This is a genomic window from Microbacterium sp. CnD16-F, assembly GCF_024124465.1.
GTDB lineage: Bacteria > Actinomycetota > Actinomycetes > Actinomycetales > Microbacteriaceae > Microbacterium > Microbacterium gawkjiense.
Genome location: NZ_JAMXSA010000002.1, coordinates 1 through 21,795, shown reverse-complemented (window position 1 = coordinate 21,795; position 21,795 = coordinate 1). Strand labels below are relative to the sequence as shown.

Genomic DNA, 21,795 nt, shown 5'->3' with positions numbered 1-21,795 from the left:
TTGTAGCCGAGCAGAGAAGTGAGGGAGTCCGGACGGACGGCGCCGGCTGGGGCGGTGATCAGACGGACGTGGCGGCACCTACCGCGGAGGATCGGTCTGTGGGGGCGGGGATAGCGGTGGGTCCGGCCAGTTGGGAGGATCTGTCCTCGGTTGATGCCGGGCCGGGCGGGGGAGCGGGCGGCGGTTACCGCCGCCCGATGCGGCGGGAGAGCTCGGCGGCCGCCTCGGCGGCGAGGGTCGCGAGGTGCTCGGGGTCGGCGGCGGCACCGTCAGGCCAGGTGATGGCGAGGGCGGCGGCGGGCCAGTCCGCGTGGTCCCGGACGGCGACGCCGACCGAGCGGAAGCCGAGCGTCACCTCGCCGTCCTCGCTCGCGTGCCCGGCGGCGCGGGTGTGCCGCAGCAGTTCGCGCAGTTCGGCAGGGCGGCCGGGTCCACGACCCGTGCGCTGGGGGGAGAGGGATGCCGCATCCGGGAACAATGCGCGGACCTGCTCGCGGGGGAGGGCGGCGAGCATCGCGCGCCCCGTCGCGGTGAGGTGCGCGGGGAGGCGCACGCCGACGTCGGTGATGAGCGTGGGCCGTCGCGGTGCGCGCTCCTCGACGATGTAGAGGACGTCGCGGCCCGTCATGACGGCGAGGTGCGCACTCTCGCCGGCGCGGTCGGCAAGCTGCGCGACGATCGGTCGGCCGAGGCGGGCGAGGGGCTCCTGCCGCGCGTACCCGCCGGCGAGCTCGAACGCGGCGGTGCCGAGTCCCCAGCGCCGGTCGCCCTCGAGGTGCACGACGAACCCGTGCGCGGTCATCGCCGCGAGCAGGTGGTAGATGCTCGACCGCGGGATGCCGAGATGGCTCGCGATCGTCTGCGCCGCCACCGGCCCGCGCTGGTGCGCCAGGAAGCTCAGGATGCGGAGCGTCTGATCCGCGGCGGGGACCTGCGGCTTGTGCGGGGTCGGCGGCTTGTCTGGGATCGGCGCCCGTGGCTTGTCTGGGATCGGCGCCCGCGGCTTGTCTGGGATCACAGACACAGGATGCCACGCGCGCCACCTGCCGGGGCGGCGCAGCCGATGGAATCGGACCATGCCCGTCCTCACCACCGTCACCCTCGGCGACGCCCCGCTCACACCCGCCGAGGTCGTCGCCGTCGCCCGGCACGACGCGCGCGTCGAGGTCTCCGACGCCGCGCTCGCCCGCACGGCCGAGACCCGCGCCCTCATCGAGCGCCTCGCCGACGACCCGCAGCCGCACTACGGCATCTCGACCGGCTTCGGCGCGCTCGCGACGACGTTCATCGTCCCCGACCGGCGCCGCCAGCTGCAGGCGAGTCTCATCCGCTCGCACGCGGCGGGCACGGGACCCGAGGTCGAGCGCGAGGTCGTCCGCGCCCTGCAGCTGCTGCGCCTGCAGACCCTCGCGACCGGTCGCACCGGCGTCCGCCCGGTCGTCGTCGACACGTACGCGGCGATGCTCAACGCCGGTATCACCCCGATCGTGCACGAGTACGGCTCGCTCGGCTGCTCGGGCGACCTCGCCCCGCTCTCGCACATCGCGCTCGCCGCGCTCGGCGAGGGACCGGTCCGCACGGCGGACGGCACGCGGACGGATGCCGCCGAGGCACTGGCGGCCAGCGGCATCCGTCCCCTCGTGCTCGAGGAGAAGGAGGGTCTCGCCCTCATCAACGGCACCGACGGGATGCTCGGGATGCTGGCGCTCGCCCTCGCCGATCTCGACACCCTGCTCGCGACCGCCGACCTCGCCGCCGCTCTCTCGGTCGAGAGCCAGTTGGGGACGGATGCCGTCTTCGCGGCCGACCTCATGGCGCTCCGCCCGCAGTCGGGGCAGGCGGTCTCGGCCGCGCACCTACGGCACGCACTCGCCGACTCGCCGATCGTCGCGAGCCACCGCGACCCGGCCGTCTGCACCCGCGTGCAGGACGCCTACTCGCTGCGCTGCTCGCCGCAGGTGCACGGCGCCGCCCGTGACACCCTCGACCACGCCCGCACCGTGGCCGAACGCGAGCTCGCGTCGGCCGTCGACAACCCCGTCGTGACCCCCGATGGCCGGGTCGAGTCGAACGGCAACTTCCACGGTGCGCCCGTCGCCTACGTCCTCGACTTCCTCGCGATCGCGGTCGCCGATGTGGCCTCGATCTCGGAGCGCCGCACCGACCGCGCGCTCGACCGCTCGCGCAGCAACGGGCTGCCGCCGTTCCTCGCCGACGAGGTGGGCGTCGACAGCGGCCTCATGATCGCGCAGTACGCCGCGGCGGGGATCGTCTCGGAGCTCAAGCGCCTCGCCGTGCCGGCATCCGTCGACTCGATCCCGTCGTCGGCGATGCAGGAGGACCACGTGTCGATGGGCTGGGCCGCCGCCCGCAAGCTGCGTCGCGCGATCGACGGGCTCGCCCGCGTCCTCGCGATCGAGGTGGTGACGGGATGCCGCGCCCTCGACCTGCGCGCTCCTTTGCAGCCCGCGCCGGTCACCGGCGCCGTGCGCGACCTCGTCCGCACGGTCGTCGAGGGACCGGGACCCGACCGCTTCGTCGCCCCCGACCTCGAGGCCGTGACGCAGCTCGTGGTGTCGGGCGAGATCGCCCGCACCGCATTCGGACCAGCCGTCGGGCGGACATCCGCCGTCGCGCGGACGAATCCCCCCGAAACCGTCCGCTCGAGCGCAGATCTCCGCTCGAGTGCCGCACCGTTCGAAGGAGAACAGGCATGACCGACACGACCACGACCCGCACCGTCCGCGCGGCGCGAGGCGCCGAACGCACCGCGAAGAGCTGGGGCGCCGAGGCGGCCAAGCGGATGCTGATGAACAACCTCGACCCCGAGGTCGCCGAGCACCCGGAGGACCTCGTCGTCTACGGCGGGACGGGCAAGGCCGCCCGCACGTGGGAGGCGTACGACGCGATCGTCCGCACGCTCGACGAGCTGGAGCCCGACGAGACGCTGCTCGTGCAGTCCGGCAAGCCGGTCGGCGTGTTCCGCACGCACGAGTGGGCGCCGCGGGTGCTCATCGCCAACTCGAACCTCGTCGGCGATTGGGCGACGTGGCCCGAGTTCCGCCGGCTCGAGCACCTGGGCCTGACGATGTACGGCCAGATGACGGCGGGGTCGTGGATCTACATCGGCACGCAGGGCATCCTGCAGGGCACGTACGAGACGTTCGCCGCCGTCGCGCGCTCGCTCGGCCGCGACTCGCTCGCCGGGACGCTCACCCTCACGGGCGGCGCGGGCGGCATGGGCGGCGCGCAGCCGCTCGCCGTCACGATGAACGGGGGAGCGGTCCTCGTCGTCGACGTCGACGAGTCGCGCCTGCGCCGACGCGTGGAGCACGGCTACCTCGACGAGCACACCGCCGATCTCGATGCGGCCGTCGAGCGGGCGCTCGCGGCGAAGGCGGCGGGGGAGGCGCGCTCGATCGGCGTCGTGGGGAACGCGGCGGACGTGTTCCCGGAGCTGCTGCGCCGCGGCATCCCGATCGACATCGTGACGGACCAGACGAGCGCGCACGACCCGCTCGCGTACCTGCCCTCGGGCGTCGCGTTCGAGGAGTGGAAGGCGCAGGCTTCCGCCGATCCCGAGGGGTTCACCGAGCGGTCGCGGGCGTCGATGGCGCGGCACGTGAAGGCGATGGTCGGGTTCCAGGATGCCGGGGCTGCCGTCTTCGACTACGGCAACTCGATCCGCCGCGAGGCCGAGCTCGGCGGGTACGACCGCGCGTTCGCGTTCCCCGGGTTCGTCCCCGCCTACATCCGTCCGTTGTTCGCCGAGGGGAAGGGGCCGTTCCGGTGGGTGGCGCTCTCGGGCGACCCGGAGGACATCGCGAAGACCGACCGCGCCGTTGCGGAGCTCTTCCCCGACGACACCGCGCTGCACCGCTGGCTCGAGAAGGCCGGTGAGAAGGTGCATTTCGAGGGCCTGCCCGCCCGCATCTGCTGGCTGGGCTACAAGGAGCGCCACCTCGCGGGCCTGAAGTTCAATGAAATGGTCGCCTCGGGTGAGCTGTCGGGTCCGATCGTGATCGGCCGAGACCACCTCGACGCGGGGTCGGTCGCGAGCCCGTACCGCGAGACCGAGGCGATGGCCGACGGCTCGGACGCGATCGCCGACTGGCCGCTCCTGAACGCGCTCCTCAACACGGCGTCGGGGGCGGCGTGGGTGTCGATCCACCACGGCGGCGGCGTCGGCATCGGGCGTTCGATCCACGCCGGGCAGGTCACCGTCGCCGACGGCACGCCGCTCGCGGCCGAGAAGCTCGCGCGCGTGTTGGTGAACGACCCCGGCACGGGCGTCATGCGCCACGTCGACGCCGGGTACGACCGTGCGAAGGAGGTCGCCCGCGAGCGCGGCCTGACCGTCCCCATGCTGGACGCGTGAGATGGCGACGCTCCTCACCGGCATCGCCGAACTGACGACGAACGCGGATGCCGCGGCCCCCGCCGCGACCATCGCCGACGCCGCCCTCCTCGTCGACGAGGGCCGGGTCGCGTGGTTGGGCGCCGCCTCCGACGCCGAGACTGCAACGGCGGCCCGAGACAGCGGTCCGTCGCCGACGTCTCGGGCTGCGGGTGCAGTCTCGCGGTCGGAGGTCGAGGTCACGCGCGTCGACCTCGGCGGACGGGCGGTCATCCCGGGCTTCGTGGACAGTCACACGCACCTCGTGTTCGCCGGGGATCGCGCCGACGAGTTCGAGGCGCGGATGACGGGCGTCCCGTATGCCGCGGGCGGCATCCGGCGCACGGTCGCGGCGACGAGGGCAGCCACCGACGACGAGCTCCGCGCCCGCCTCGCGGCCCTGGTGGCCGAACTGCATGCGCAGGGGACGACGACGTTCGAGGTCAAGACGGGGTACGCCCTCACCCTCGACGGCGAGGAACGTCTCGCCCGGCTCGCCGCGGAGGTGACCGACGAGGTCACGTACCTCGGGGCGCATGTCGTCCCCGAGGGAGCCGCCCGCGAGGCGTACGTCGACCTCGTGTGCGACGCCATGCTGGCCGCGGTCCGCCCGCACGTCCGCTGGGTCGACGTGTTCTGCGAGCGGGGTGCCTTCACCGAGGCCGAAAGCGAGCGCATCCTCCGCGCCGGTGCGGCGTCCGGGCTCGGCGTCCGCGTGCACGGCAACCAGCTCGGCGAGGGGCCGGGGGTGCAGCTCGCGGTGCGGCTGGGCGCGGCATCCGTCGATCACTGCACCCATCTGACGGATGCCGACGTCGCGGCCCTTGCGGCGTCGGACACGGTCGCGACACTCCTCCCGGGCGTCGAGTTCTCGACGCGGCAGCCGTACCCCGACGCGCGACGGCTGATCGACGCGGGTGTCACGGTGGCCCTCGCGAGCGACTGCAACCCGGGCTCGTCGTTCACGAGCTCGATGCCGCTCATGATCGCCCTCGCCGTGCGCGAGATGGGGATGACCGTCGGCGAGGCGGTGTGGGCGGCCACCGCCGGGGGAGCGCGGGCGCTGCGCCGCAGCGACGTCGGCCACCTCGGCGTGGGTGCGCACGCGGATCTCGTCGTCCTCGACGCGCCGAGCCGGCGGCACCTGGCCTACCGGCCGGGGGTGCCGCTCGTCCACCGCGTGTACCGCGGCGGCGAGGTGGTCAGTTCCCGCTGACGTCCCGCGGGGTGTCGAGGTTCCAGCGCGCCGGCGGGACAGCCGTCGCGACGTCCCAGTCGTCGGTGTCCCAGACGAAGGTCGCGACGGCGCACGTCGGCATCGCGCCGATCCCGCCGTCCGACAGCTGCTCGGCGAGCACTGTCATCCCCGGGTCGTGCGCGACGACCATGACGTCGGTGACGCCGCTCGCGGCGGCGGTCGCGAGCAGCCGCGAGCCCGGGGCGCCGTACAGGCCCTCATCGGTCTCGACCGAAACGCCGAGCGCGTCGGCGAACGTCTGCGCCGTCGTCCGCGCACGCACGGCGGTCGACGACAGGATGCGGGCCGGTCGCACGCCGGTCGCGGCGAGCCGTCGCGCCATGACCGGGGCGTCCCGCCGCCCGCGGTCGTTCAGCGGACGTTCGTGGTCGTCGAGTCCGGTGCCCCAGTCGCTCTTGGCGTGACGGACGAGGATGAGGGTGATCATGCGAGGGCCCTTCCGGCGAGCAGTTCCAGGACGCAGAGCGCCGCGAGTCGGACGGTGCGGCCGTCCGCGGCATCCGCCGTCGCGTCGACTTCGACGATGTCCGCGCTCACGATGCGACGGTCTCCGGCCGCCGCGCGGACGAGGGAGCGCAGCTCCCACGCCTCGAGTCCGCCGGGGACGGATGCCGGGCATCCCGGCGCGACGGAGCGGTCGCAGACGTCCACGTCGATGTCGAGGTGCACGTCACCGGCGGTGCCCGCGATCGACAGCGCCTGGATCATGACGTCCTCGGCGCCACGGCGCCGGACCTCGTCGAGCGTGATGACCGTGATGCCGAAGTCGGCGGCGCGCTCGGCGTAGGCGACCGAGTTGGCGAAGTCCGCGATGCCGATCTGCACGATGCGCCGCGGGTCGAGACCGTCCTCGACCAGGCGGCGCACGGGGGAGCCGTTCGACACCCCGTCGCGCAGGTCGAAGTGGGCGTCGAGGGTGATGAGCCCCGACGCCCCCGCTCCCTGTGCGGTCGCGTAGGTGACGGAGTTGTCGCCGCCGAGGGCGATCACGAGACCGGATGCCGCGCGCAGCCCGCGGACGCGTTCACGCACGCGCGCCTCGCCCTCGGGTCCGTCAGGGTCGGCGACGTCACCGGCGTCCGCGATCCGGAGCGCCTCGTTCATGTCGACGGGGGGAGGGCCGAGCAGGGTCGGGCTGAATCGGCGCAGCGCCTCGCGCACGGCGGCGGGTGTCGCGTGCGCCCCGGTAGGGGACAGCGACGTGCGGAAGGCGGGCAGGCCGAGGATCGCGGCATCCACCCGCCCGTCCGGAGCCGGCCAGTCCCCGGCGCGCGGCCAGAGCGGATCGACGGAGAGCGCCATGGTCAGGGGAGCAGCAGGTGGGCGACGGTGAAGATCACGAGGCCGGCGAGGGCACCCACGATCGTGCCGTTGAGGCGGATGTACTGCAGGTCGCGGCCGACCTGCAGCTCGATCTTCTGGCTCGTCTCGTCGGCGTCCCAGCGCTCCACGGTGTCGGTGATGATCGACGCGATGTCGTGGCGGTAGCGATCGACGAGGAAGACGGCGGCATCCGCGATGCGCTTGTCGACGCGTTCCTGCAGAGCCGTGTCGGTCGCGAGCCGGTCGCCGAGGTCGCCGAGTGCGGCGGTCACGCGACGGCGGAGCGGGCTGTCCTCGTCGGCGAGGGAGCGCAGCAGGCCGGCCTTCGCGGTGTTCCACGCGTCGGCGGCGAGGGCGCGCACCCGCGGGCTGTCGAAGACGGCGCTCTTCGCGCCCTCGAGTCGGCCGATGGTCTCGGGGTCGTGCTGCAGGTTGTCGGCGAGGCGCTCGAGGTACTGGTCGAGCGCCTTGCGCGCCGGGTGCTCGGGGTCGCGCTGCACGGCCGCGACGAACTTCGTCGCCTCGTGGTAGACGGTGTCGTCCACGAGCCGCATCGCCACCGACGGCACCCAGGACGGCAGACGGCGCGAGACGAGGCCGTCGAACGCCTCGCGGTTCGCGTCGAGCCAGCGGGCGATGCTGTCGACGCCCAGGTCGACCGCGCCGCGGTGGGCGTCGGCATCCACCACCCGCGAGAGCCACGTCCCAAGCGACGGACCCCACGACGGGCTCAGCAGGTGCTCGTGAGCGAGGTCGCTGATGAGATCCTGCACCTCGTCGTCGCTGAGCGCCGTCAGGATGCCGCTGGCCATCGTCGACGCCTCGGCCGCGACGGTCTTCGCGTGGGCCGGGTCCTGCAGCCAGGTGCCCGCGGTCCGCGCGATGTGCGTGGACTCGAGCTTCTGGCGGACGACGCCGCCCTCGAGGAAGTTGGTCTCGACGAACTCGCCGAGCGTGCGACCGATCTCGTCCTTCCGGCGCGGGATGATCGCCGTGTGCGGGATCGGGATGCCGAGCGGATGCCGGAACAGCGCCGTCACCGCGAACCAGTCCGCGAGCGCGCCGACCATGCCGCCCTCGGCCGCCGCGCGCACGTACCCCCAGCCCGAGAGGTCCTTCTCGAGGATGAACGCGATGACGAAGACGATCGCCATGAACAGCAGGGCGCCGAGCGCGACCGCCTTCATGGTGCGGAGCCCGCGATACCGCTGCTGATCAGCGGTGCTCAGCGAGCCGTACGGGATGCGGGCCATTCGGCCATCCTGCCACGGCGCCCCTCACGCGCCGGGGCGACTCACGGCTCGAGCGGACCCAGCCACGCGTTCGCGAGCGCGCCGTGCACCGACTCGGGGTCGGACGGGTGGAACAGACCGGCCAGCACGTCGCGGTAGAGCCGGCTCAGTTCGTTGCGGGTGAAGAACGACGAGCCGCCGGCGACGAGCATCGCCTCGTCGACGACCTGCTTCGCCGTCACCGCCGCGCGGTGCTTGATCGCCGACAGCTTCGGGAACCACATCGCGCCGTGGTCGACGAGGCCGTCGACGTCGGCGGCGAGGGTCTCGACCTGCACGGGCAGGGCGTCGTAGGCGAGGGCCATGTCGGCGACCCGCCACCGGATGTCGGGGTCCTGGCTGTAGGAACGGCCCGTCTTCTTCGAGGTCCGGGCGCGCGCCGTCTCGACCGCGAGGTCGAGGGCACGGCGCGCGATGCCGGTGTACACCGAGGCGAGCAGGATCTCGAATGCGCTGAAGATGCCGAAGACGAGCGGGTCGGGACTCGGACCGACGGGCAGCTTCCGGACGATGCGGTCGGCGGGGGCGACCGCGCCGTGCAGCTCGGTCGTGCGCGACTGGGTGCCCCGCATCCCGAGCGTGTCCCAGTCGTCGCGCGTGACGACGGCGTCGCTGCGCGGAACGAAGCCGAACACGAGCCGCGGGTCGTCGGGGTCGGACGCGTCCAGGCCGTGGAGCCCGAGGTGCGTCCATACCGGCGCGAGCGACGTGAAGATCTTGGTGCCCGTGAAGGCGTACGAGCCGTCGGGCCGGGGCGCGGCATCCGTGTCGCTGCCGAACAGCACGAGGTCGTTGCCGGCTTCGCTGATGCCGAAGGCGAACACCTCGCCCCGGGCGGCGCCCTCCTGCAGGAAGCGCAGGGCGTCGTCGCCCCGGTTGGACATCACCTTCGCGACACCGGTCCAGACGAGGTGCATGTTGATCGCGAGCGCCGTGGCGGGGGCCGCGCCCGCGAGCCGCTGCTGCAGGACGGATGCCTCGCGCAGGCCGAGTCCCGCACCGCCGAGCTCCGTCGGCACGAGGATTGCGAGGTAACCCGCCGCCCGGAGGTCGGCGAGGTCCTCCTCGGGGAACACGTTCTCGGCGTCGACGGCGGCCGCGCGCGAGCGGATGCGCGCGAGCAGATCGTCGGGCAGGTGTGTGGCGACGTCGAAGCTCATGCGCCCAGCCCCCAGGCGGCGACCGCGTCGAGCAGGGCCCGCGCGGCGGCATCCGGAGCATCGCGGTGGGGCGAGTGCCCCGTGCCCGGCACGACGGCCATCGACACGAGCGGGTTCTGCTGCACCTCGGCCGCGAGCGCCCCCGTGAAGATGGAGTACACCGCGGGATCGCCGGCGATGACGTGGGTCGGCACGGTGAGACGGGATGCGGCCTCCCGCACATCCCACGGGGTGTTCTGCGTGCCCGTCGCCTCGACCGCCGAGCGACTCGCCTGCGCGGCGGCGATCGCCTTCAGCTCGACGTCAACGTCGAGCCACCCGGGGTGGGCGGCGCGGACGGCGGCGATCGAGGTGTCGGCGAACGCCTGCTCCTGGCTCGCGCGGACGCTTTCACGGTCCTCGTCGGAGAGGTGGATGGCGGGGTCGACGAGCACGAGGTGGCGGGTCCACGTCGGCGCGTCGGCCGCAGCGACGGTCGCGGCGGCGCCGCCGAGGGAGTGGCCGAGGACGAGGTCCCACGTCCCGTCGTCGGCGGGACGGGTGTGGACGAGGTCGGTCGCGTACGCCGCGATCGCGTAGTCGAGCGCGCGCGGGGCGGTGCCGTGCCCGCGCAGGTCGACGGCCTCGACGTGCCAGCCGGCGTCGGCGAGGGCGACGGCGTATCGCCACATGAGCGCGCCGTTCGAGCCCAGACCGTGGACGAGGAGGGCGTGCCGCGGCGCGCGCGGGTCGCCCCAACCGAGGCGGGGGAGGGTGACGGGTGACGGCATGCTCTCAGCCTAGGACGGGCCCCGGCCCCCGGTGCCGGGCCAGGATGGGGGCATGATCTCCACCGACCTGGCACGCGAGCTGCGCGCGAGCGGCCTGACCTGGCGTCCCCGCTCCGGCGACCGGTTCCAGCTCGACGAGCCCGAGTTCGAGGCCGACGTCTACACCGTCAGCGAGATGACCGTCGAGGCGCGCAGCTATCCGACCGGCGACCTGCTCGCCTTCAACGGCACGACCGAGTGGGCGCTCGACTCGGTCGCGCTCGAGGACGCCCTGTGGCTGCCCTCCGAGGCGCAGCTGCGCGAGCTGCTGCGGGGGACGTTCCGCGCGTTGCGGCGCCTGCCCGACACGCACGAGGTCGAGATCGAAGTGGATGCCGCGCCCCACTGCTTCCGGCATCCCGAACCCGCCGACGCCTACGGTCAGGCCCTGCTGTTCTTGCTCGGGCGGATCCGCTGACCGCGCTCAGGTGATGAGGGGGACCGGCTCGGTGTCGGGGATCGGGCTCGCGTCGCGGCCGCGGAGGTCGGGGAACCCGCGCACGAAGACCGCCGCCACGAGCGCGCCCGCGACGGCGAACGCCGACGCGGCGAAGAAGGCGCCGACCGCCCCCATGCCGTCGATGAGGAACCCCGCGACGGCCGAGCCGGCCGCGGCGCCGATGAGCTGGCCGGTGCCGATCCAGCCGTAGGCCTCGGCGGTCTCGCTGAAGCGGACGCTCGCGCTCGTGATGGCGAACATGACGGCGAGGGCCGGGGCGATGCCGAGGCCCGCGACGAAGAGCGAGGCGCCCATCCACCAGGCGTTCAGGCTGATGATGACGAGGGTGACGCCGACGGCCACGATCGTGAGGCGGCGGGCCATCGCCCAGCGGCCGATCGGGATGTGCCCGAACCCGAGGCCGCCCGCGAGGCTGCCGACGGCGAAGACGGCGAGGACGAGACCCGCCTCGATGCCCTCGTGCCCGAAGGTCGCGACCACGCCCGCCTCGACCGCGGCGCACGCGCCCACGAGGAGGAAGCCGGTCACGGTCGACAGCAGCACGACGGGCTTGCCGAGGACGCGACCGAAGCCGCGGCGGCTGCGGGGGATGCGGACGCGCCCCACCTCGGGCGAGGCGATGAACCAGGCGCACCCACCGATGAGGATGACGACGATCAGCAGGAGCGCGGGGACGGTGCCGACCTGGGTCGCGACGAGGGTGATGACGACGGGCGCGAAGATCCAGATGATCTCCTGCAGGCTCGCATCCAGCGAGAAGAGGGGCGTCAGCTGCCGCGAGGTGACGATCTTCGGGTAGATCGTGCGGACGGCCGGCTGCACGGGCGGGTTGGCGATGCCGGCGATGAAGCCGAACACGATGAACCCCGGCATCCCGAACGGATTGAGGGCGAGGGCGAACACGGCGGCGGCGCAGACGACGGCGGTGAGGGTGAGGACGCGTCGCATCCCCCAGACACCCATCCACCGGCTGGTCACCGGGCCGGAGATCGCCTGACCGATCGACAGTGCGGCGAGGACGATGCCGGCGGCGCCGTACGACCCGGTCGACTGCTCGACGTGGAGGAGGACGGCGAGGCTCGTCATCCCGCTCGGGAACCGTGCCGTCAACTGTGCCGCGATGATGCGCGCGACACCCGGGACGCGCAGGAGTTCCGAGTATCCCGCCACCCGTTCATCGTACCGACCGCCGACGACGTCCGACGGGGGTGCGGGGCCGGCGCGACACGCCGCGACACGCCCGACACGCCGACCGGTCCCGGAATCGGATGTCGGTGGCCCGCTCTAGCGTGCGACCTGTGGACAACCGTCCGAACCCGGGAGGGTTTCGGCCGGAATCCTGGCCTTTTCGACCCCCTTCCGGACCTGCCGGATTGGGGATGAAACGGTGGAGAACTTGTGTTGTACCTGTGGAGGACGGCGGAAAAACTACACGGATGTAACTACTACCCCTTGTGGTGCTTCCCGGTGTCCGTACCCATATGTAGTATTGAGCTCCCGGCGGGCTCCCAGCCTTCCGGCCAATGGATTCACCCCCAGATTTCACACGAGATGGACCCCGCGCGACGGGTTCCGGAGGACGAGAGAGGTTCGACGAATGGCGATCACTGTGTACACGAAGCCGTCCTGCGTGCAGTGCAACGCGACGTACCGCGCGCTGGACTCCAAGGGCATCGACTACGAGGTCCTCGACCTCTCCGAGGACCCGGCGGCGCTCGAGCACGTCAAGTCGCTCGGCTACCTGCAGGCCCCCGTCGTCGTGACCGACGAGGACCACTGGTCGGGCTTCCGTCCCGACAAGATCGACGAGCTCGCCTCGCGCCTGGTCTGAGCGATGAGCGCGGCCGTCGTGACGAACGTGCCGCTGCTCGTCTACTTCTCGAGCGTGTCGGGTAACACCGCACGTTTCATCGAGAAGCTCGGGATGCCGGCACGCCGCATCCCGCTCCACTCCTCCGAACCCGTGCTCCGCGTCGAGGAGCCCTACGTCCTGGTCACCCCCACCTACGGGGGCGGCCAGGGCCGAGGAGAAGAGAAGGGCGCGGTTCCCAAGCAGGTCATCCGCTTCCTCAACGACGAGGGCAATCGGAGCCTGCTCCGCGGAGTCATCTCCGCAGGAAACAGCAATTTCGGCGAGTCGTTCTGCCTCGCCGGGGACATCATTAGCCGCAAGTGTCAGGTGCCGCACTTGTACCGGCTGGAAGTATTCGGCACGCCCGAGGACGTCGACCGCGTGAGCGGCGGATTGGAAGACTGGTGGAAGCTGCAGTGACCGATATGGCCTTCAAGACGGAGGCGCGCTTCGAGGGCATGGACTACCACGCCCTGAACGCGATGCTGAACCTCTACGGCGAGGACGGGAAGATCCAGTTCGACGCCGACAAGCGCGCGGCGCGGGAGTACTTCCTGCAGCACGTGAACCAGAACACCGTCTTCTTCCACTCGCTGAAGGAGAAGCTCGACTACCTGGTCGAGAAGGAGTACTACGAGGGCGCCGTCATCGACGCGTACCCGTTCGAGTTCATCCAGTGGCTCAACGATCACGCCTACGCGCAGAAGTTCCGTTTCGACACGTTCCTCGGCGCGTTCAAGTACTACACGAGCTACACGCTCAAGACCTTCGACGGCAAGCGCTACCTCGAGCGCTTCGAGGACCGCGTCGTGATGACCGCTCTCGCCCTCGCCGCCGGTGACCAGGACCTCGCCACGAAGCTCGTCGACGAGATCCTGTCGGGCCGCTTCCAGCCCGCCACCCCCACCTTCCTCAACGCCGGCAAGGCGCAGCGCGGCGAACTCGTCTCCTGCTTCCTCCTGCGCATCGAGGACAACATGGAGTCGATCGCCCGCGGCATCAACTCCGCGCTGCAGCTGTCCAAGCGCGGCGGCGGCGTCGCCCTGCTCCTCTCGAACATCCGCGAGGCGGGCGCCCCGATCAAGCAGATCGAGAACCAGTCCTCGGGCATCATCCCCGTCATGAAGCTGCTCGAAGACAGCTTCAGCTACGCCAACCAGCTCGGTGCGCGTCAGGGCGCCGGTGCCGTGTACCTCTCGGCCCACCACCCCGACATCATGAAGTTCCTCGACACCAAGCGCGAGAACGCGGACGAGAAGATCCGCATCAAGACGCTGTCGCTGGGTGTCGTCGTGCCCGACATCACGTTCGAGCTCGCGAAGAACGACGAGGACATGTACCTCTTCTCGCCGTACGACGTCGAGCGGGTGTACGGCGTGCCCTTCGGCGACATCTCGGTCACCGAGAAGTACCGCGAGATGGTCGACGACGCGCGCATCAAGAAGACCAAGATCAAGGCGCGCGAGTTCTTCCAGACCCTCGCCGAGATCCAGTTCGAGTCGGGCTATCCGTACATCATGTTCGAGGACACGGTGAACAAGGCCAACCCGATCAAGGGTCGGATCAACATGTCCAACCTCTGCTCGGAGATCCTGCAGGTCAACACGCCGACGACGTTCAACGAGGACCTCTCGTACGACCAGATCGGCAAGGACATCTCCTGCAACCTCGGCTCGATGAACATCGCCCTCGCGATGGACGGCCGCGACCTCGCCGGAACGGTGGAAACCAGCATCCGTGCCCTCAGCGCGGTCAGCGACCAGAGCCACATCCGCTCGGTCCGCTCCATCGAGGACGGCAACGACAAGTCGCACGCCATCGGCCTCGGCCAGATGAACCTGCACGGCTACCTCGCCCGCGAGCACGTCCACTACGGCTCGGAGGAGGGTGTCGACTTCACGAACATCTACTTCTACACGGTGCTGTTCCACGCGCTGCAGGCCTCGAACAAGATCGCCATCGAGCGCGGTCAGGTCTTCGACGGCTTCTGGGACTCGAAGTACGCCTCGGGCGAGTTCTTCGACAAGTACACCGAGCAGGAGTGGAAGCCGGCGACGGCCCGGGTCGAGGAGCTCTTCGAGGGCATCCACATCCCGACCCAGCAGGACTGGCTCGAGCTGAAGGCATCCATCCAGAAGCACGGCATCTACAACCAGAACCTGCAGGCCGTCCCGCCGACGGGCTCGATCTCGTACATCAACAACTCGACGAGCTCGATCCACCCGATCGCGTCGAAGATCGAGATCCGCAAGGAAGGCAAGATCGGCCGCGTCTACTACCCGGCGCCGTTCATGACGAACGACAACCTCGAGTACTACGAGGACGCGTACGAGATCGGCTACGAGAAGGTCATCGACACCTACGCCGCCGCCACCCAGCACGTCGACCAGGGCCTGTCGCTGACGCTGTTCTTCAAGGACACCGCCACCACGCGCGACATCAACAAGGCGCAGATCTACGCCTGGCGCAAGGGCATCAAGACGATCTACTACATCCGTCTCCGTCAGATGGCGCTCGAAGGCACCGACATGACCGAGTGCGTCTCCTGCATGCTCTGACCGGCCGAGATTCGATAGAGGAAGAAGACATGACCCCCGAACCCCTGAAGCTCCTCGGCTCGGTCCAGGCGATCAACTGGAACCGCATCCAGGACGACAAGGACCTCGAGGTGTGGAACCGCCTCGTGAACAACTTCTGGCTGCCCGAGAAGGTGCCGCTGTCCAACGACATCCAGTCGTGGGCGACGCTCACCCCCGAGGAGCAGCAGACCACGATGCGCGTGTTCACCGGCCTGACGCTGCTCGACACGATCCAGGGCACCGTCGGCGCCGTCTCGCTGATCCCCGACGCGATCACCCCGCACGAGGAGGCCGTCTACACGAACATCGCGTTCATGGAGTCGGTGCACGCGAAGAGCTACTCGTCGATCTTCTCGACGCTCGCGTCGACGCCCGAGATCGACGACGCGTTCCGCTGGTCCGTCGAGAACGAGAACCTTCAGAAGAAGGCCCGCATCGTCATGGACTACTACCGGGGCGACGAGCCACTCAAGCGCAAGGTCGCCTCGACCCTGCTCGAGTCGTTCCTCTTCTACTCGGGGTTCTACCTGCCGCTGTACTGGTCGTCGAAGGCGAAGCTGACGAACACGGCCGACATCATCCGCCTCATCATCCGCGACGAGGCGGTGCACGGGTACTACATCGGCTACAAGTTCCAGCGCGGACTCGAGACCCTCGGCCAGGCCGAGCGCGACGAGCTCAAGGACTACACGTTCTCGCTGCTCTACGAGCTCTACGACAACGAGGTGCAGTACACGCAGGACCTCTACGATGGCATCGGCCAGACCGAGGACGTCAAGAAGTTCCTGCACTACAACGCCAACAAGGCGCTCATGAACCTCGGCTACGAGGCGATGTTCCCCGCCACGGTCACGAACGTGAACCCGGCGATCCTGTCGGCCCTGTCGCCGAACGCCGACGAGAACCACGACTTCTTCAGTGGGTCGGGATCGTCGTACGTCATCGGCAAGGCCGTCGCGACCGAAGACGACGACTGGGACTTCTGAGTCACTGACGAAGGCCCCCGGCACTGCTCGCATGAGCGGATGCCGGGGGCCTTCGTCGTTCGCTGCGCGGCGGCCCGTGCGGTCAGTCGTCCTGTTCGTCGGACTCCTGCTCGTCCTTCGTGATGTCGTCGTCGCCGATGTCGCCCTCGGCCTGACTCGGCTTGTCCGCGATGGGATCGCTCATGATGTCTCCTCTCGGGATCAGTTCTCGCTGATGTTGCTCCGCGCCTCCTGGGCGCGGTCGGTCACGGTCCCGGCGGCGTCGGAACCCTCGTCCTTCACCGTCTGCACGGCCTCCTGGGCACGCTCCTTGACGGCGGTCGCGGCATCCTGAGCCGGCTCCTTCAGGTGGCTGGCGGCATCCTTCGCCACCTCCCCGAGCTCGTCGACGAGCGGCTGCGCCTGCTCCTTCGCCGTCTCGGCGAGCTCCTTCTCCTTCGCTGAGGCGGGGATGAGGGATGCGGCGAGAAGCCCCGCGCCGAAGGCGATCAGGCCGACGGCGAGCGGATTGCCCTCCGCCTTGGCCTTCACGTCGTGGGCGACGCCGTGCGCGGACCCGGCGAGGTCGTGCGCGGACGAGCCGGCGTCGTCGGCGGTGCCCATGATCCGGTCGCGGACGGAGCCGACTGCGCCCTTGATCTTGCTCGTCTGGCGGTCGACGATCTTCGACGGGTTGACCTTGTCGGCCAGTGCGTCGACGTCGGTGCCGAGTTCGGCGCGGGTGCGCTCGATGTCGGCGCGGATCGCGTCAGGTGAATCGCTCATCGGTTCTCCTCGTTTCTCTTGAATGTCTCTGGGATCTCCTGCAGGGTCTCGACGGTCTGCGGCGCGCCCTGCACCTCTTTCAGTTGCGTGCGGCCGACCACGTACAGGATCGCCGCGATGATCGCCCACAGGACCGCCACGATCACGCCCGACCAGCCCCACCCGACGAGGGTCGCGAGGGCGGCCCACAAGGCGAGGGACAGGAAGAGGACGACCATGGAGGCCGCGTACCCGGCACCGCCGAGAAGCCCGGCGCCCTTGGCGGAGGTCGTGGCCGACTGCTTCAGCTCCGCCTTCGCGAGCGCGATCTCCTGCCGCATCAGCGTCGACAGATCGCGTGTCACCTCGCCGAGCAGGTCGCCGAGCGAGGTCGACGCGGCCTTGCGCTCAGAAGGTGTCGCGTCGTTCATCCGTGACCCTCTCGTCTGCGCCGCCGCGGAACCCGGCCGACTCGTCGTAGAGCGGCGTGTCCGACGGCGGCAGTTCACCGGTCGTGTCGGCCGCGATCGGGTCGATGTAGGCCGGGTCCCGTCCGTCGACGGGGGTGGCGGGCGCGGATGCCGGGACCGCCGCCGCTGCCGGGGCGGGCGCAAGCGCGGTGCGCGAGGTCGACGGACCGCTGTCGTCATGCGACGCCATCGCCCGGACGAGTCGCCCGGCGACGACGCCCACGACGGCCGCGCCGGCGATGAAGACGAGGGGGCGGCGCCGCGCGAACCGCTTCACCTCGTCGAGGAGGGCGGCGGGGTCACGTTCGCCCAACCACGCAGCCGCGCCGGTGAGGCGGTCGGAGACCTGCTGGACGAGGTCGGTGGCGATGCCGCCGCCCTCCGCGTTGCGGGCCATCGACCCGAGCTCCTCGCCCGCGGCCTTCAGCCCGCTCGCGACTCGCTCCTGCTGCTGCGCCGCCTGCTCCGAGAACTCGGTGCGGCTCTGCGCGTAGAGGTCCTTCAGTTGCGACTTCGCCTCGCCCGCCACCGACGCCGCCTCATCCTTGGCGGTGTGCGCGACATCCTTCGCCGCGTCGGTCGCGGTGCCGGTGACGGCGGATGCCTCATCCTTCACGGTCTCGGTCTTCCCCGACCCGGCGTCGGCGCCACCGGTACCCGTGGGTCCATATCCGACTGACATAGTTGCTCCCTTGCTCGAGGACTCCTGTCCTGGGAGCGCCACTGTGCGAGCGGGTCGAGCAAGTCGTACCGGGCTTGCGCACCAACGCGCGAGGCGGTACACGAGGGGACCGGGAGCGGGCCGGGAAGGTCCACGGCGCCGCCGCCGGCCTGAGCGGCGTCAGCCCCCGCGGCCGCACTCCGACACGGCGAGCAGGTCGAGTCCGGGGCGCCCCTGCACCGTCGACTCCGTGACGTCGACCGACACGTTCGTCTCGGCGCGACTGAGCCGCACGGTCGCGATGTCGAGGTCGACGCCGGCCGGTTCGAGCGCCCAGCCGTCGCCGAGGGCGACGGGGAGCTCCGTGACGGTCGCGGCGGCATCCGTTCCCTCCGGCAGCGCGACGGCGCCGTGGATCGTCGCGAACTCGCCCGTCGACGGGCCGCCCGGGCTGACCTCTGAATCGCACGGCTGCGCGCTCGCCCCGCCGTCGGGGACGAACTCGGCGCCGTCGGGGAGAGCGGCGACGATCTCGGCGACCGCGTCCTCCGCCTGGGCGCGCACGTCCGCGTACGACGGCCCCGCTCCCGTGGAGCAGGCGGTGAGACCGATGAGGCAGGTCACGAGCAGCATCGTCGCTGCGCCGGACCGGGCGCGCATCAGCCGCTGCTTCCGCGGGCCAGCGAGGCCAGGAGCAGGCGCACGTCCTTGAGGACGGTTCCGTTCGTGTGACCGTCGCCGCTGAACAGTCGGTTGTGCAGATCCAGTCCCTGCATGAGCATCGCGCCGACCGAGCCCGTCGCCTGCTCCTCGGCGTACCCGGGGTCCAGCACGATGACCCCGGGAATGTCCTCGGGGCCGACGCCGTAACCGATGTCGCCCACCTGGAAGCCCGCGTAGTACCGGTTGACGTCCTCCGCGGCCTGCGCCGCGTAGTAGGTCGTTCCGCTGACCGGGCGGTAGCCGTCGGTGGCCCCCACGCCGCCGGCGAGGAACCGTACGTCGAAACGGGCGCCGTGCATCTCGGCCGAACTGCCGACCTGCGACCCGGCGCTGTGCTCGTAGCTGAGCGTCGGGAGCCCGGGGAGAGCGACCTCGATTCCCTTCACGATGCGAGCGTAGTCCGCACCCGCCGCCGTGGCGATCGTGTTGTTCTGCGGGCCCGACGCCAGGTTCAGGGAGATCTGCGGCATGGGGGCGGCGAGCACCGTGAAGGCGACGACGGGGGCGCCCGGGTCGGCGTTGGCGACCTGCCAGTCGGCGAACGAGGTGATCGGGTCGTCCACCATGAAGCTGCGCACCGACGCGTTCGTCCCCGGGACGACGAGCAGGATGCCGGCAGCGGTCGACGGATCGCCCGCCATCTCGATCATCGCGCCGCGTTCGGGGGAGTAGAGGTAGAGGCGCACCTGCCCGGCGACGACCTTCGTGAGGTACCGGCGCTCGAGCAACAGGTCGCCGAGCAGTGTCGCGTCTCCCTCCGCGCCCCGGCGACTCACCTGCTGCAACCGCTCGTCGACCCGCGCCAGGCGCGCCCGCGCCGCGTACCGGTTGGCGCGGACACGGTCGGCGGCGTCGATGCCGTCGAGCGAGCCGACGAGCACGGGCACCGTGCGGATGAGGTCGTCGCGGCGCGCGGCATCCATCTCGGCCCACCAGATCGCGGCGTCGGCAGCGGAGGTCTGCGTGAGCAGCGTCGCGATGAGCCCGGGCGTGCGGTCCAGCAGCGCCCTCACGCCGTCGCGATCGAGGGAGGCCAGCTCGGCCAGGGTCGCCGAGACGCTGAGGTGCGTCCGGTGGTGATCCGAGGTCGGCGCCGCGGCGGATGCCTGCGCCACCGGGGCTCCGGGAGTCATCAGGGCGAACGCCATCGCCGCAGCGGCCAGGGCTGCGGTCGGATGGGCGTTCGCGCGCATCATAGCGCTGATTGTATTGGCAGCCGGGACCGCTCCCGGCCACGCCAATCACGGACGGCCGCTCCCATGACTCATAGACTGCTCGCGTGGCAGATACCCCGACCGAGGACGCTCCGCGTTTCAGCCCGGTGATCGCGTTGCTCGCCGTCTCCGCCTCGTGGGAGGCGCAGCTCGCCGCGGAGCTGCGCGACCTCGGCATCTCGACCCGCAAGTTCGGTCTGCTCGGGCACATCGGCGCCGAGCCCGGCATCTCCTTCTCGGAGCTCGCACGCCGCTCCCGCATCACCGTCCAGTCGGCGCACGCCGCCGTGCACGCCCTCGTCGACGACGGCCTCGTGGCGGACGCGACGGCGCAGGCCGGCGCGGCCAGCGACCTGAGCGTGACGCCCCGCGGTGCGAAGGTCCTGCAGGACGCGCAGGAACGCCTCGCCGCCCTCGACCGCGCGCTGGCACAGGCGCATCCGAGGGTCGCGGAGTCGCTCGACGGCATCCGCGCCGGCGTCGTCGAATGACGCGCGCGGCACCGCGGGACCCGCTCCGCACGGCGGCGCGCTCGGCGCTGGCTGCTCTCCTCGTCGCCGCCGGCGTCGGTCACCTCACCGTCCTCCGCCGCGGGTTCCGCATCGCGGTGCCGGACTGGGCGACCCGGCTGCTGCGCACCGACAAGGACACCATCGTCGTCGTGTCGGGTGTCGTCGAGGCGCTGCTCGGCGTTGCGCTCCTCGTGCTCCCGCGCGAGCGCCGGCGCGTGGGCGTCGCGGTCGCCGCTCTGTTCGTCGCGGTCTTCCCCGGCAACGTGCACCATTGGCGCACCGGACGCGACGTGCCGGGGCTCGACTCCGACGCCAAGAGGTTCGCTCGCCTGTTCCTGCAGCCGCTCCTGGTCGCGTGGGCGCTCTGGTCGACACGTCGCTGAGTGGTCACCGTGCGGAGCCGTCACAGCGCGCGCACAGGTGGCACGGGGTCCTTCAGCTAGGCTGAAGGCGTGTTCCGCACCCCTGCCTCCCTGTATCGCGTGCTCGCCATCGCCGAGCTGTTCTCCTGGACCCTGCTGATCGCCGGCCTCATCATCCGCGCGGTCGGCGGTCCGGCCGTCGCCGTCACGATCGGCGGCGGCATCCACGGGTTCGTCTTCCTCTCCTACGGGGCGACGGCCATCCTGGTCGCCCTCAACAACCGGTGGCACCTCGGCGTGGCGTTGCTCGCGGTGGGATCGGCGATCGTCCCCTACGCCACCCTGCCGATGGAGATGTGGCTGCGCCGGACGGGACGCCTCGACGGGCACTGGCGGCTCGAGGAGACCGCCGACCCGCGTGACCGGCGTCCGATCGACCGGCTGCTGCGGTGGTTCCTGCGCCACGCCGGCATCCTCGTGGCGCTGATCGTCGTCGCCGTCGTCGCGCTCTACGTCGTGCTGCTCATCGTCGGGCCGCCGGGCGGACGGTGATCCCGGGGGTCAGCGCCGCGTCGAGACCGTCACGGTGAACTTCGCGTCGCGCGCCGCCTGCCGCGTGGGACCGACGATCCGCTCGAGCGCGCTGCGGTAGCGCAGTCCGGAGTTCCAGACGCACCAGAGTTCGCCGCCGGGCCGCAGGACGCGCGCCGCGTCGGCGAACATCCGCGGTGCGAGGCGGTCGGTCACGGCGGCCCCGCTGTGGAAGGGCGGGTTCAGCGCGATGAAGGATGCCGAGGCATCCGCCCGTGCCTGCAGCAGGTCGTCGCGCGCCACCTCGACGCGGTCGTCCACGCCGTTCGCCGCGGTCGTCGCGCGCGCCGAGGCCACGGCGGCGGCGGACTGATCGGACGCGTAGACGTGCCGCCCGGGGTGAGCGAGGGCGAGGTGCGCGGCGACGGCGCCCGTGCCGCACGCGAAGTCGATGAGCGGGTCG

24 protein-coding genes are annotated in these 21,795 nt (G+C 71.2%); 11 read left to right on the top strand and 13 right to left on the bottom strand.

Features of this window, described 5'->3' with window-relative positions; all coding sequences use genetic code 11:
• Nucleotides 1–184: 184 nt before the first annotated feature.
• On the bottom strand, nt 185–1,024 hold the full coding sequence (locus NH287_RS00745; RefSeq protein WP_374209347.1) for an IclR family transcriptional regulator: 840 nt from the start codon (nt 1,022–1,024) through the stop codon (nt 185–187).
• Nucleotides 1,025–1,076: 52 nt separating this feature from the next.
• Between NH287_RS00745 and hutH the strand changes: the two genes are divergently transcribed.
• Genes hutH through hutI form a run of 3 tightly spaced genes read left to right on the top strand, consistent with a single transcriptional unit; the run spans nt 1,077 to nt 5,612 of the window.
• The gene (gene hutH, locus NH287_RS00740; protein ID WP_253034070.1) at nt 1,077–2,717 is read left to right on the top strand and encodes a histidine ammonia-lyase; all 1,641 of its coding nucleotides are present in this window, start codon (nt 1,077–1,079) and stop codon (nt 2,715–2,717) included.
• Entirely contained in the window at nt 2,714–4,378 is a 1,665-nt protein-coding gene (gene hutU, locus NH287_RS00735; RefSeq protein ID WP_253034069.1) for a urocanate hydratase, read from the top strand. Before hutH ends, hutU begins: the two co-directional genes overlap by 4 nt.
• 1 nt (nt 4,379) lies before the next feature.
• Nucleotides 4,380–5,612 carry an imidazolonepropionase gene (gene hutI / locus NH287_RS00730; RefSeq protein ID WP_253034068.1) on the top strand — a complete coding sequence of 411 codons (1,233 nt, stop codon included), beginning with the start codon at nt 4,380–4,382 and terminating at the stop codon, nt 5,610–5,612.
• Here hutI and NH287_RS00725 read toward each other — a convergent pair.
• Genes NH287_RS00725 through NH287_RS00705 form a run of 5 tightly spaced genes read right to left on the bottom strand, consistent with a single transcriptional unit; the run spans nt 5,599 to nt 10,199 of the window.
• Nucleotides 5,599–6,081, bottom strand: a complete 483-nt coding sequence (locus NH287_RS00725) for a histidine phosphatase family protein (protein WP_253034067.1) — start codon at nt 6,079–6,081, stop codon at nt 5,599–5,601. The two genes, hutI and NH287_RS00725, sit on opposite strands and share 14 nt — an antisense overlap.
• Nucleotides 6,078–6,956: an agmatinase family protein gene (locus tag NH287_RS00720; protein WP_253034066.1), complete on the bottom strand. Its 879-nt coding sequence runs from the start codon at nt 6,954–6,956 to the stop codon at nt 6,078–6,080. Before NH287_RS00720 ends, NH287_RS00725 begins: the two co-directional genes overlap by 4 nt.
• Nucleotides 6,957–6,958: 2 nt before the next feature.
• Nucleotides 6,959–8,230: a DUF445 domain-containing protein gene (locus NH287_RS00715; RefSeq protein WP_253034065.1), complete on the bottom strand. Its 1,272-nt coding sequence runs from the start codon at nt 8,228–8,230 to the stop codon at nt 6,959–6,961.
• A 41-nt stretch (nt 8,231–8,271) separates the two neighbouring features.
• Nucleotides 8,272–9,429: an acyl-CoA dehydrogenase family protein gene (locus NH287_RS00710; protein ID WP_253034064.1), complete on the bottom strand. Its 1,158-nt coding sequence runs from the start codon at nt 9,427–9,429 to the stop codon at nt 8,272–8,274.
• Nucleotides 9,426–10,199 (bottom strand): alpha/beta fold hydrolase, encoded by a 774-nt coding sequence (locus tag NH287_RS00705; protein WP_253034063.1) that lies wholly within the window; start codon nt 10,197–10,199, stop codon nt 9,426–9,428. Before NH287_RS00705 ends, NH287_RS00710 begins: the two co-directional genes overlap by 4 nt.
• A 52-nt stretch (nt 10,200–10,251) precedes the next feature.
• Here NH287_RS00705 and NH287_RS00700 point away from each other — a divergent pair, with 52 nt between their 5' ends.
• Nucleotides 10,252–10,656: a pilus assembly protein CpaE gene (locus NH287_RS00700; RefSeq protein ID WP_253034062.1), complete on the top strand. Its 405-nt coding sequence runs from the start codon at nt 10,252–10,254 to the stop codon at nt 10,654–10,656.
• A 6-nt stretch (nt 10,657–10,662) separates the two neighbouring features.
• Here NH287_RS00700 and NH287_RS00695 read toward each other — a convergent pair whose 3' ends face one another.
• Nucleotides 10,663–11,868 (bottom strand): MFS transporter, encoded by a 1,206-nt coding sequence (locus tag NH287_RS00695; RefSeq protein WP_253034061.1) that lies wholly within the window; start codon nt 11,866–11,868, stop codon nt 10,663–10,665.
• Nucleotides 11,869–12,295: 427 nt separating this feature from the next.
• Here NH287_RS00695 and nrdH point away from each other — a divergent pair, with 427 nt between their 5' ends.
• The 4 genes from nrdH to nrdF are packed head-to-tail and all read left to right on the top strand — an operon-like array spanning nt 12,296 to nt 16,115.
• Nucleotides 12,296–12,529, top strand: a complete 234-nt coding sequence (gene nrdH / locus NH287_RS00690) for a glutaredoxin-like protein NrdH (protein WP_018188439.1) — start codon at nt 12,296–12,298, stop codon at nt 12,527–12,529.
• A gap of 3 nt (nt 12,530–12,532) precedes the next feature.
• On the top strand, nt 12,533–12,970 hold the full coding sequence (gene nrdI / locus NH287_RS00685; RefSeq protein WP_253034060.1) for a class Ib ribonucleoside-diphosphate reductase assembly flavoprotein NrdI: 438 nt from the start codon (nt 12,533–12,535) through the stop codon (nt 12,968–12,970).
• A 5-nt stretch (nt 12,971–12,975) separates the two neighbouring features.
• The gene (gene nrdE, locus NH287_RS00680) at nt 12,976–15,108 is read left to right on the top strand and encodes a class 1b ribonucleoside-diphosphate reductase subunit alpha (protein WP_217532303.1); all 2,133 of its coding nucleotides are present in this window, start codon (nt 12,976–12,978) and stop codon (nt 15,106–15,108) included.
• Nucleotides 15,109–15,137: 29 nt separating this feature from the next.
• The gene (gene nrdF / locus NH287_RS00675; RefSeq protein WP_064001665.1) at nt 15,138–16,115 is read left to right on the top strand and encodes a class 1b ribonucleoside-diphosphate reductase subunit beta; all 978 of its coding nucleotides are present in this window, start codon (nt 15,138–15,140) and stop codon (nt 16,113–16,115) included.
• 201 nt (nt 16,116–16,316) lie between these two features.
• Here nrdF and NH287_RS00670 read toward each other — a convergent pair whose 3' ends face one another.
• From NH287_RS00670 to NH287_RS00650, 5 genes are all read right to left on the bottom strand, one after another.
• A complete protein-coding gene (locus tag NH287_RS00670; RefSeq protein WP_253034059.1) occupies nt 16,317–16,880 on the bottom strand; it encodes a DUF3618 domain-containing protein in 564 nt (187 codons plus the stop codon).
• Nucleotides 16,877–17,290 (bottom strand): phage holin family protein, encoded by a 414-nt coding sequence (locus NH287_RS00665; protein WP_253034058.1) that lies wholly within the window; start codon nt 17,288–17,290, stop codon nt 16,877–16,879. The genes NH287_RS00670 and NH287_RS00665 overlap by 4 nt, the downstream gene beginning before the upstream one ends.
• On the bottom strand, nt 17,268–18,011 hold the full coding sequence (locus NH287_RS00660) for a hypothetical protein (RefSeq protein WP_253034057.1): 744 nt from the start codon (nt 18,009–18,011) through the stop codon (nt 17,268–17,270). Before NH287_RS00660 ends, NH287_RS00665 begins: the two co-directional genes overlap by 23 nt.
• A gap of 159 nt (nt 18,012–18,170) precedes the next feature.
• Nucleotides 18,171–18,650, bottom strand: coding sequence for a hypothetical protein (locus NH287_RS00655; protein ID WP_253034056.1), 480 nt, complete (start codon nt 18,648–18,650; stop codon nt 18,171–18,173).
• A complete protein-coding gene (locus NH287_RS00650; RefSeq protein WP_253034055.1) occupies nt 18,650–19,909 on the bottom strand; it encodes a hypothetical protein in 1,260 nt (419 codons plus the stop codon). The genes NH287_RS00655 and NH287_RS00650 overlap by 1 nt, the downstream gene beginning before the upstream one ends.
• Before the next feature lie 83 nt (nt 19,910–19,992).
• Here NH287_RS00650 and NH287_RS00645 point away from each other — a divergent pair, with 83 nt between their 5' ends.
• The 3 genes from NH287_RS00645 (at nt 19,993) to NH287_RS00635 (ending at nt 21,353) form a co-directional block, all read left to right on the top strand.
• On the top strand, nt 19,993–20,418 hold the full coding sequence (locus NH287_RS00645) for a MarR family winged helix-turn-helix transcriptional regulator (protein ID WP_082886071.1): 426 nt from the start codon (nt 19,993–19,995) through the stop codon (nt 20,416–20,418).
• Complete coding sequence (locus tag NH287_RS00640) at nt 20,415–20,822, top strand: hypothetical protein (RefSeq protein WP_253034054.1); 408 nt, start codon at nt 20,415–20,417, stop codon at nt 20,820–20,822. The genes NH287_RS00645 and NH287_RS00640 overlap by 4 nt, the downstream gene beginning before the upstream one ends.
• Before the next feature lie 69 nt (nt 20,823–20,891).
• Complete coding sequence (locus tag NH287_RS00635) at nt 20,892–21,353, top strand: DUF3817 domain-containing protein (protein ID WP_253034053.1); 462 nt, start codon at nt 20,892–20,894, stop codon at nt 21,351–21,353.
• Between the two features lie 9 nt (nt 21,354–21,362).
• On the opposite strand, the gene NH287_RS00630 is transcribed toward NH287_RS00635, so the two are convergent.
• Nucleotides 21,363–21,795: methyltransferase (locus NH287_RS00630; RefSeq protein WP_253034052.1), on the bottom strand; the 433-nt coding region annotated here is incomplete at its 5' end.

Coding starts and splice junctions, on each gene's coding strand:
- NH287_RS00725 (WP_253034067.1), bottom strand. CDS start 6,081: ATGATCACCCTCATCCTCGTCCGTCACGCCAAGAGCGACTGGGGCACC.
- nrdH (WP_018188439.1), top strand. CDS start 12,296: ATGGCGATCACTGTGTACACGAAGCCGTCCTGCGTGCAGTGCAACGCG.
- nrdE (WP_217532303.1), top strand. CDS start 12,976: ATGGCCTTCAAGACGGAGGCGCGCTTCGAGGGCATGGACTACCACGCC.
- NH287_RS00660 (WP_253034057.1), bottom strand. CDS start 18,011: ATGTCAGTCGGATATGGACCCACGGGTACCGGTGGCGCCGACGCCGGG.
- NH287_RS00715 (WP_253034065.1), bottom strand. CDS start 8,230: ATGGCCCGCATCCCGTACGGCTCGCTGAGCACCGCTGATCAGCAGCGG.
- hutH (WP_253034070.1), top strand. CDS start 1,077: ATGCCCGTCCTCACCACCGTCACCCTCGGCGACGCCCCGCTCACACCC.
- nrdI (WP_253034060.1), top strand. CDS start 12,533: ATGAGCGCGGCCGTCGTGACGAACGTGCCGCTGCTCGTCTACTTCTCG.
- NH287_RS00720 (WP_253034066.1), bottom strand. CDS start 6,956: ATGGCGCTCTCCGTCGATCCGCTCTGGCCGCGCGCCGGGGACTGGCCG.
- NH287_RS00655 (WP_253034056.1), bottom strand. CDS start 18,650: ATGCGCGCCCGGTCCGGCGCAGCGACGATGCTGCTCGTGACCTGCCTC.
- NH287_RS00670 (WP_253034059.1), bottom strand. CDS start 16,880: ATGAGCGATTCACCTGACGCGATCCGCGCCGACATCGAGCGCACCCGC.
- NH287_RS00640 (WP_253034054.1), top strand. CDS start 20,415: ATGACGCGCGCGGCACCGCGGGACCCGCTCCGCACGGCGGCGCGCTCG.
- nrdF (WP_064001665.1), top strand. CDS start 15,138: ATGACCCCCGAACCCCTGAAGCTCCTCGGCTCGGTCCAGGCGATCAAC.
- NH287_RS00665 (WP_253034058.1), bottom strand. CDS start 17,290: ATGAACGACGCGACACCTTCTGAGCGCAAGGCCGCGTCGACCTCGCTC.
- hutU (WP_253034069.1), top strand. CDS start 2,714: ATGACCGACACGACCACGACCCGCACCGTCCGCGCGGCGCGAGGCGCC.
- NH287_RS00705 (WP_253034063.1), bottom strand. CDS start 10,199: ATGCCGTCACCCGTCACCCTCCCCCGCCTCGGTTGGGGCGACCCGCGC.
- NH287_RS00700 (WP_253034062.1), top strand. CDS start 10,252: ATGATCTCCACCGACCTGGCACGCGAGCTGCGCGCGAGCGGCCTGACC.
- NH287_RS00710 (WP_253034064.1), bottom strand. CDS start 9,429: ATGAGCTTCGACGTCGCCACACACCTGCCCGACGATCTGCTCGCGCGC.
- NH287_RS00650 (WP_253034055.1), bottom strand. CDS start 19,909: ATGATGCGCGCGAACGCCCATCCGACCGCAGCCCTGGCCGCTGCGGCG.
- hutI (WP_253034068.1), top strand. CDS start 4,380: ATGGCGACGCTCCTCACCGGCATCGCCGAACTGACGACGAACGCGGAT.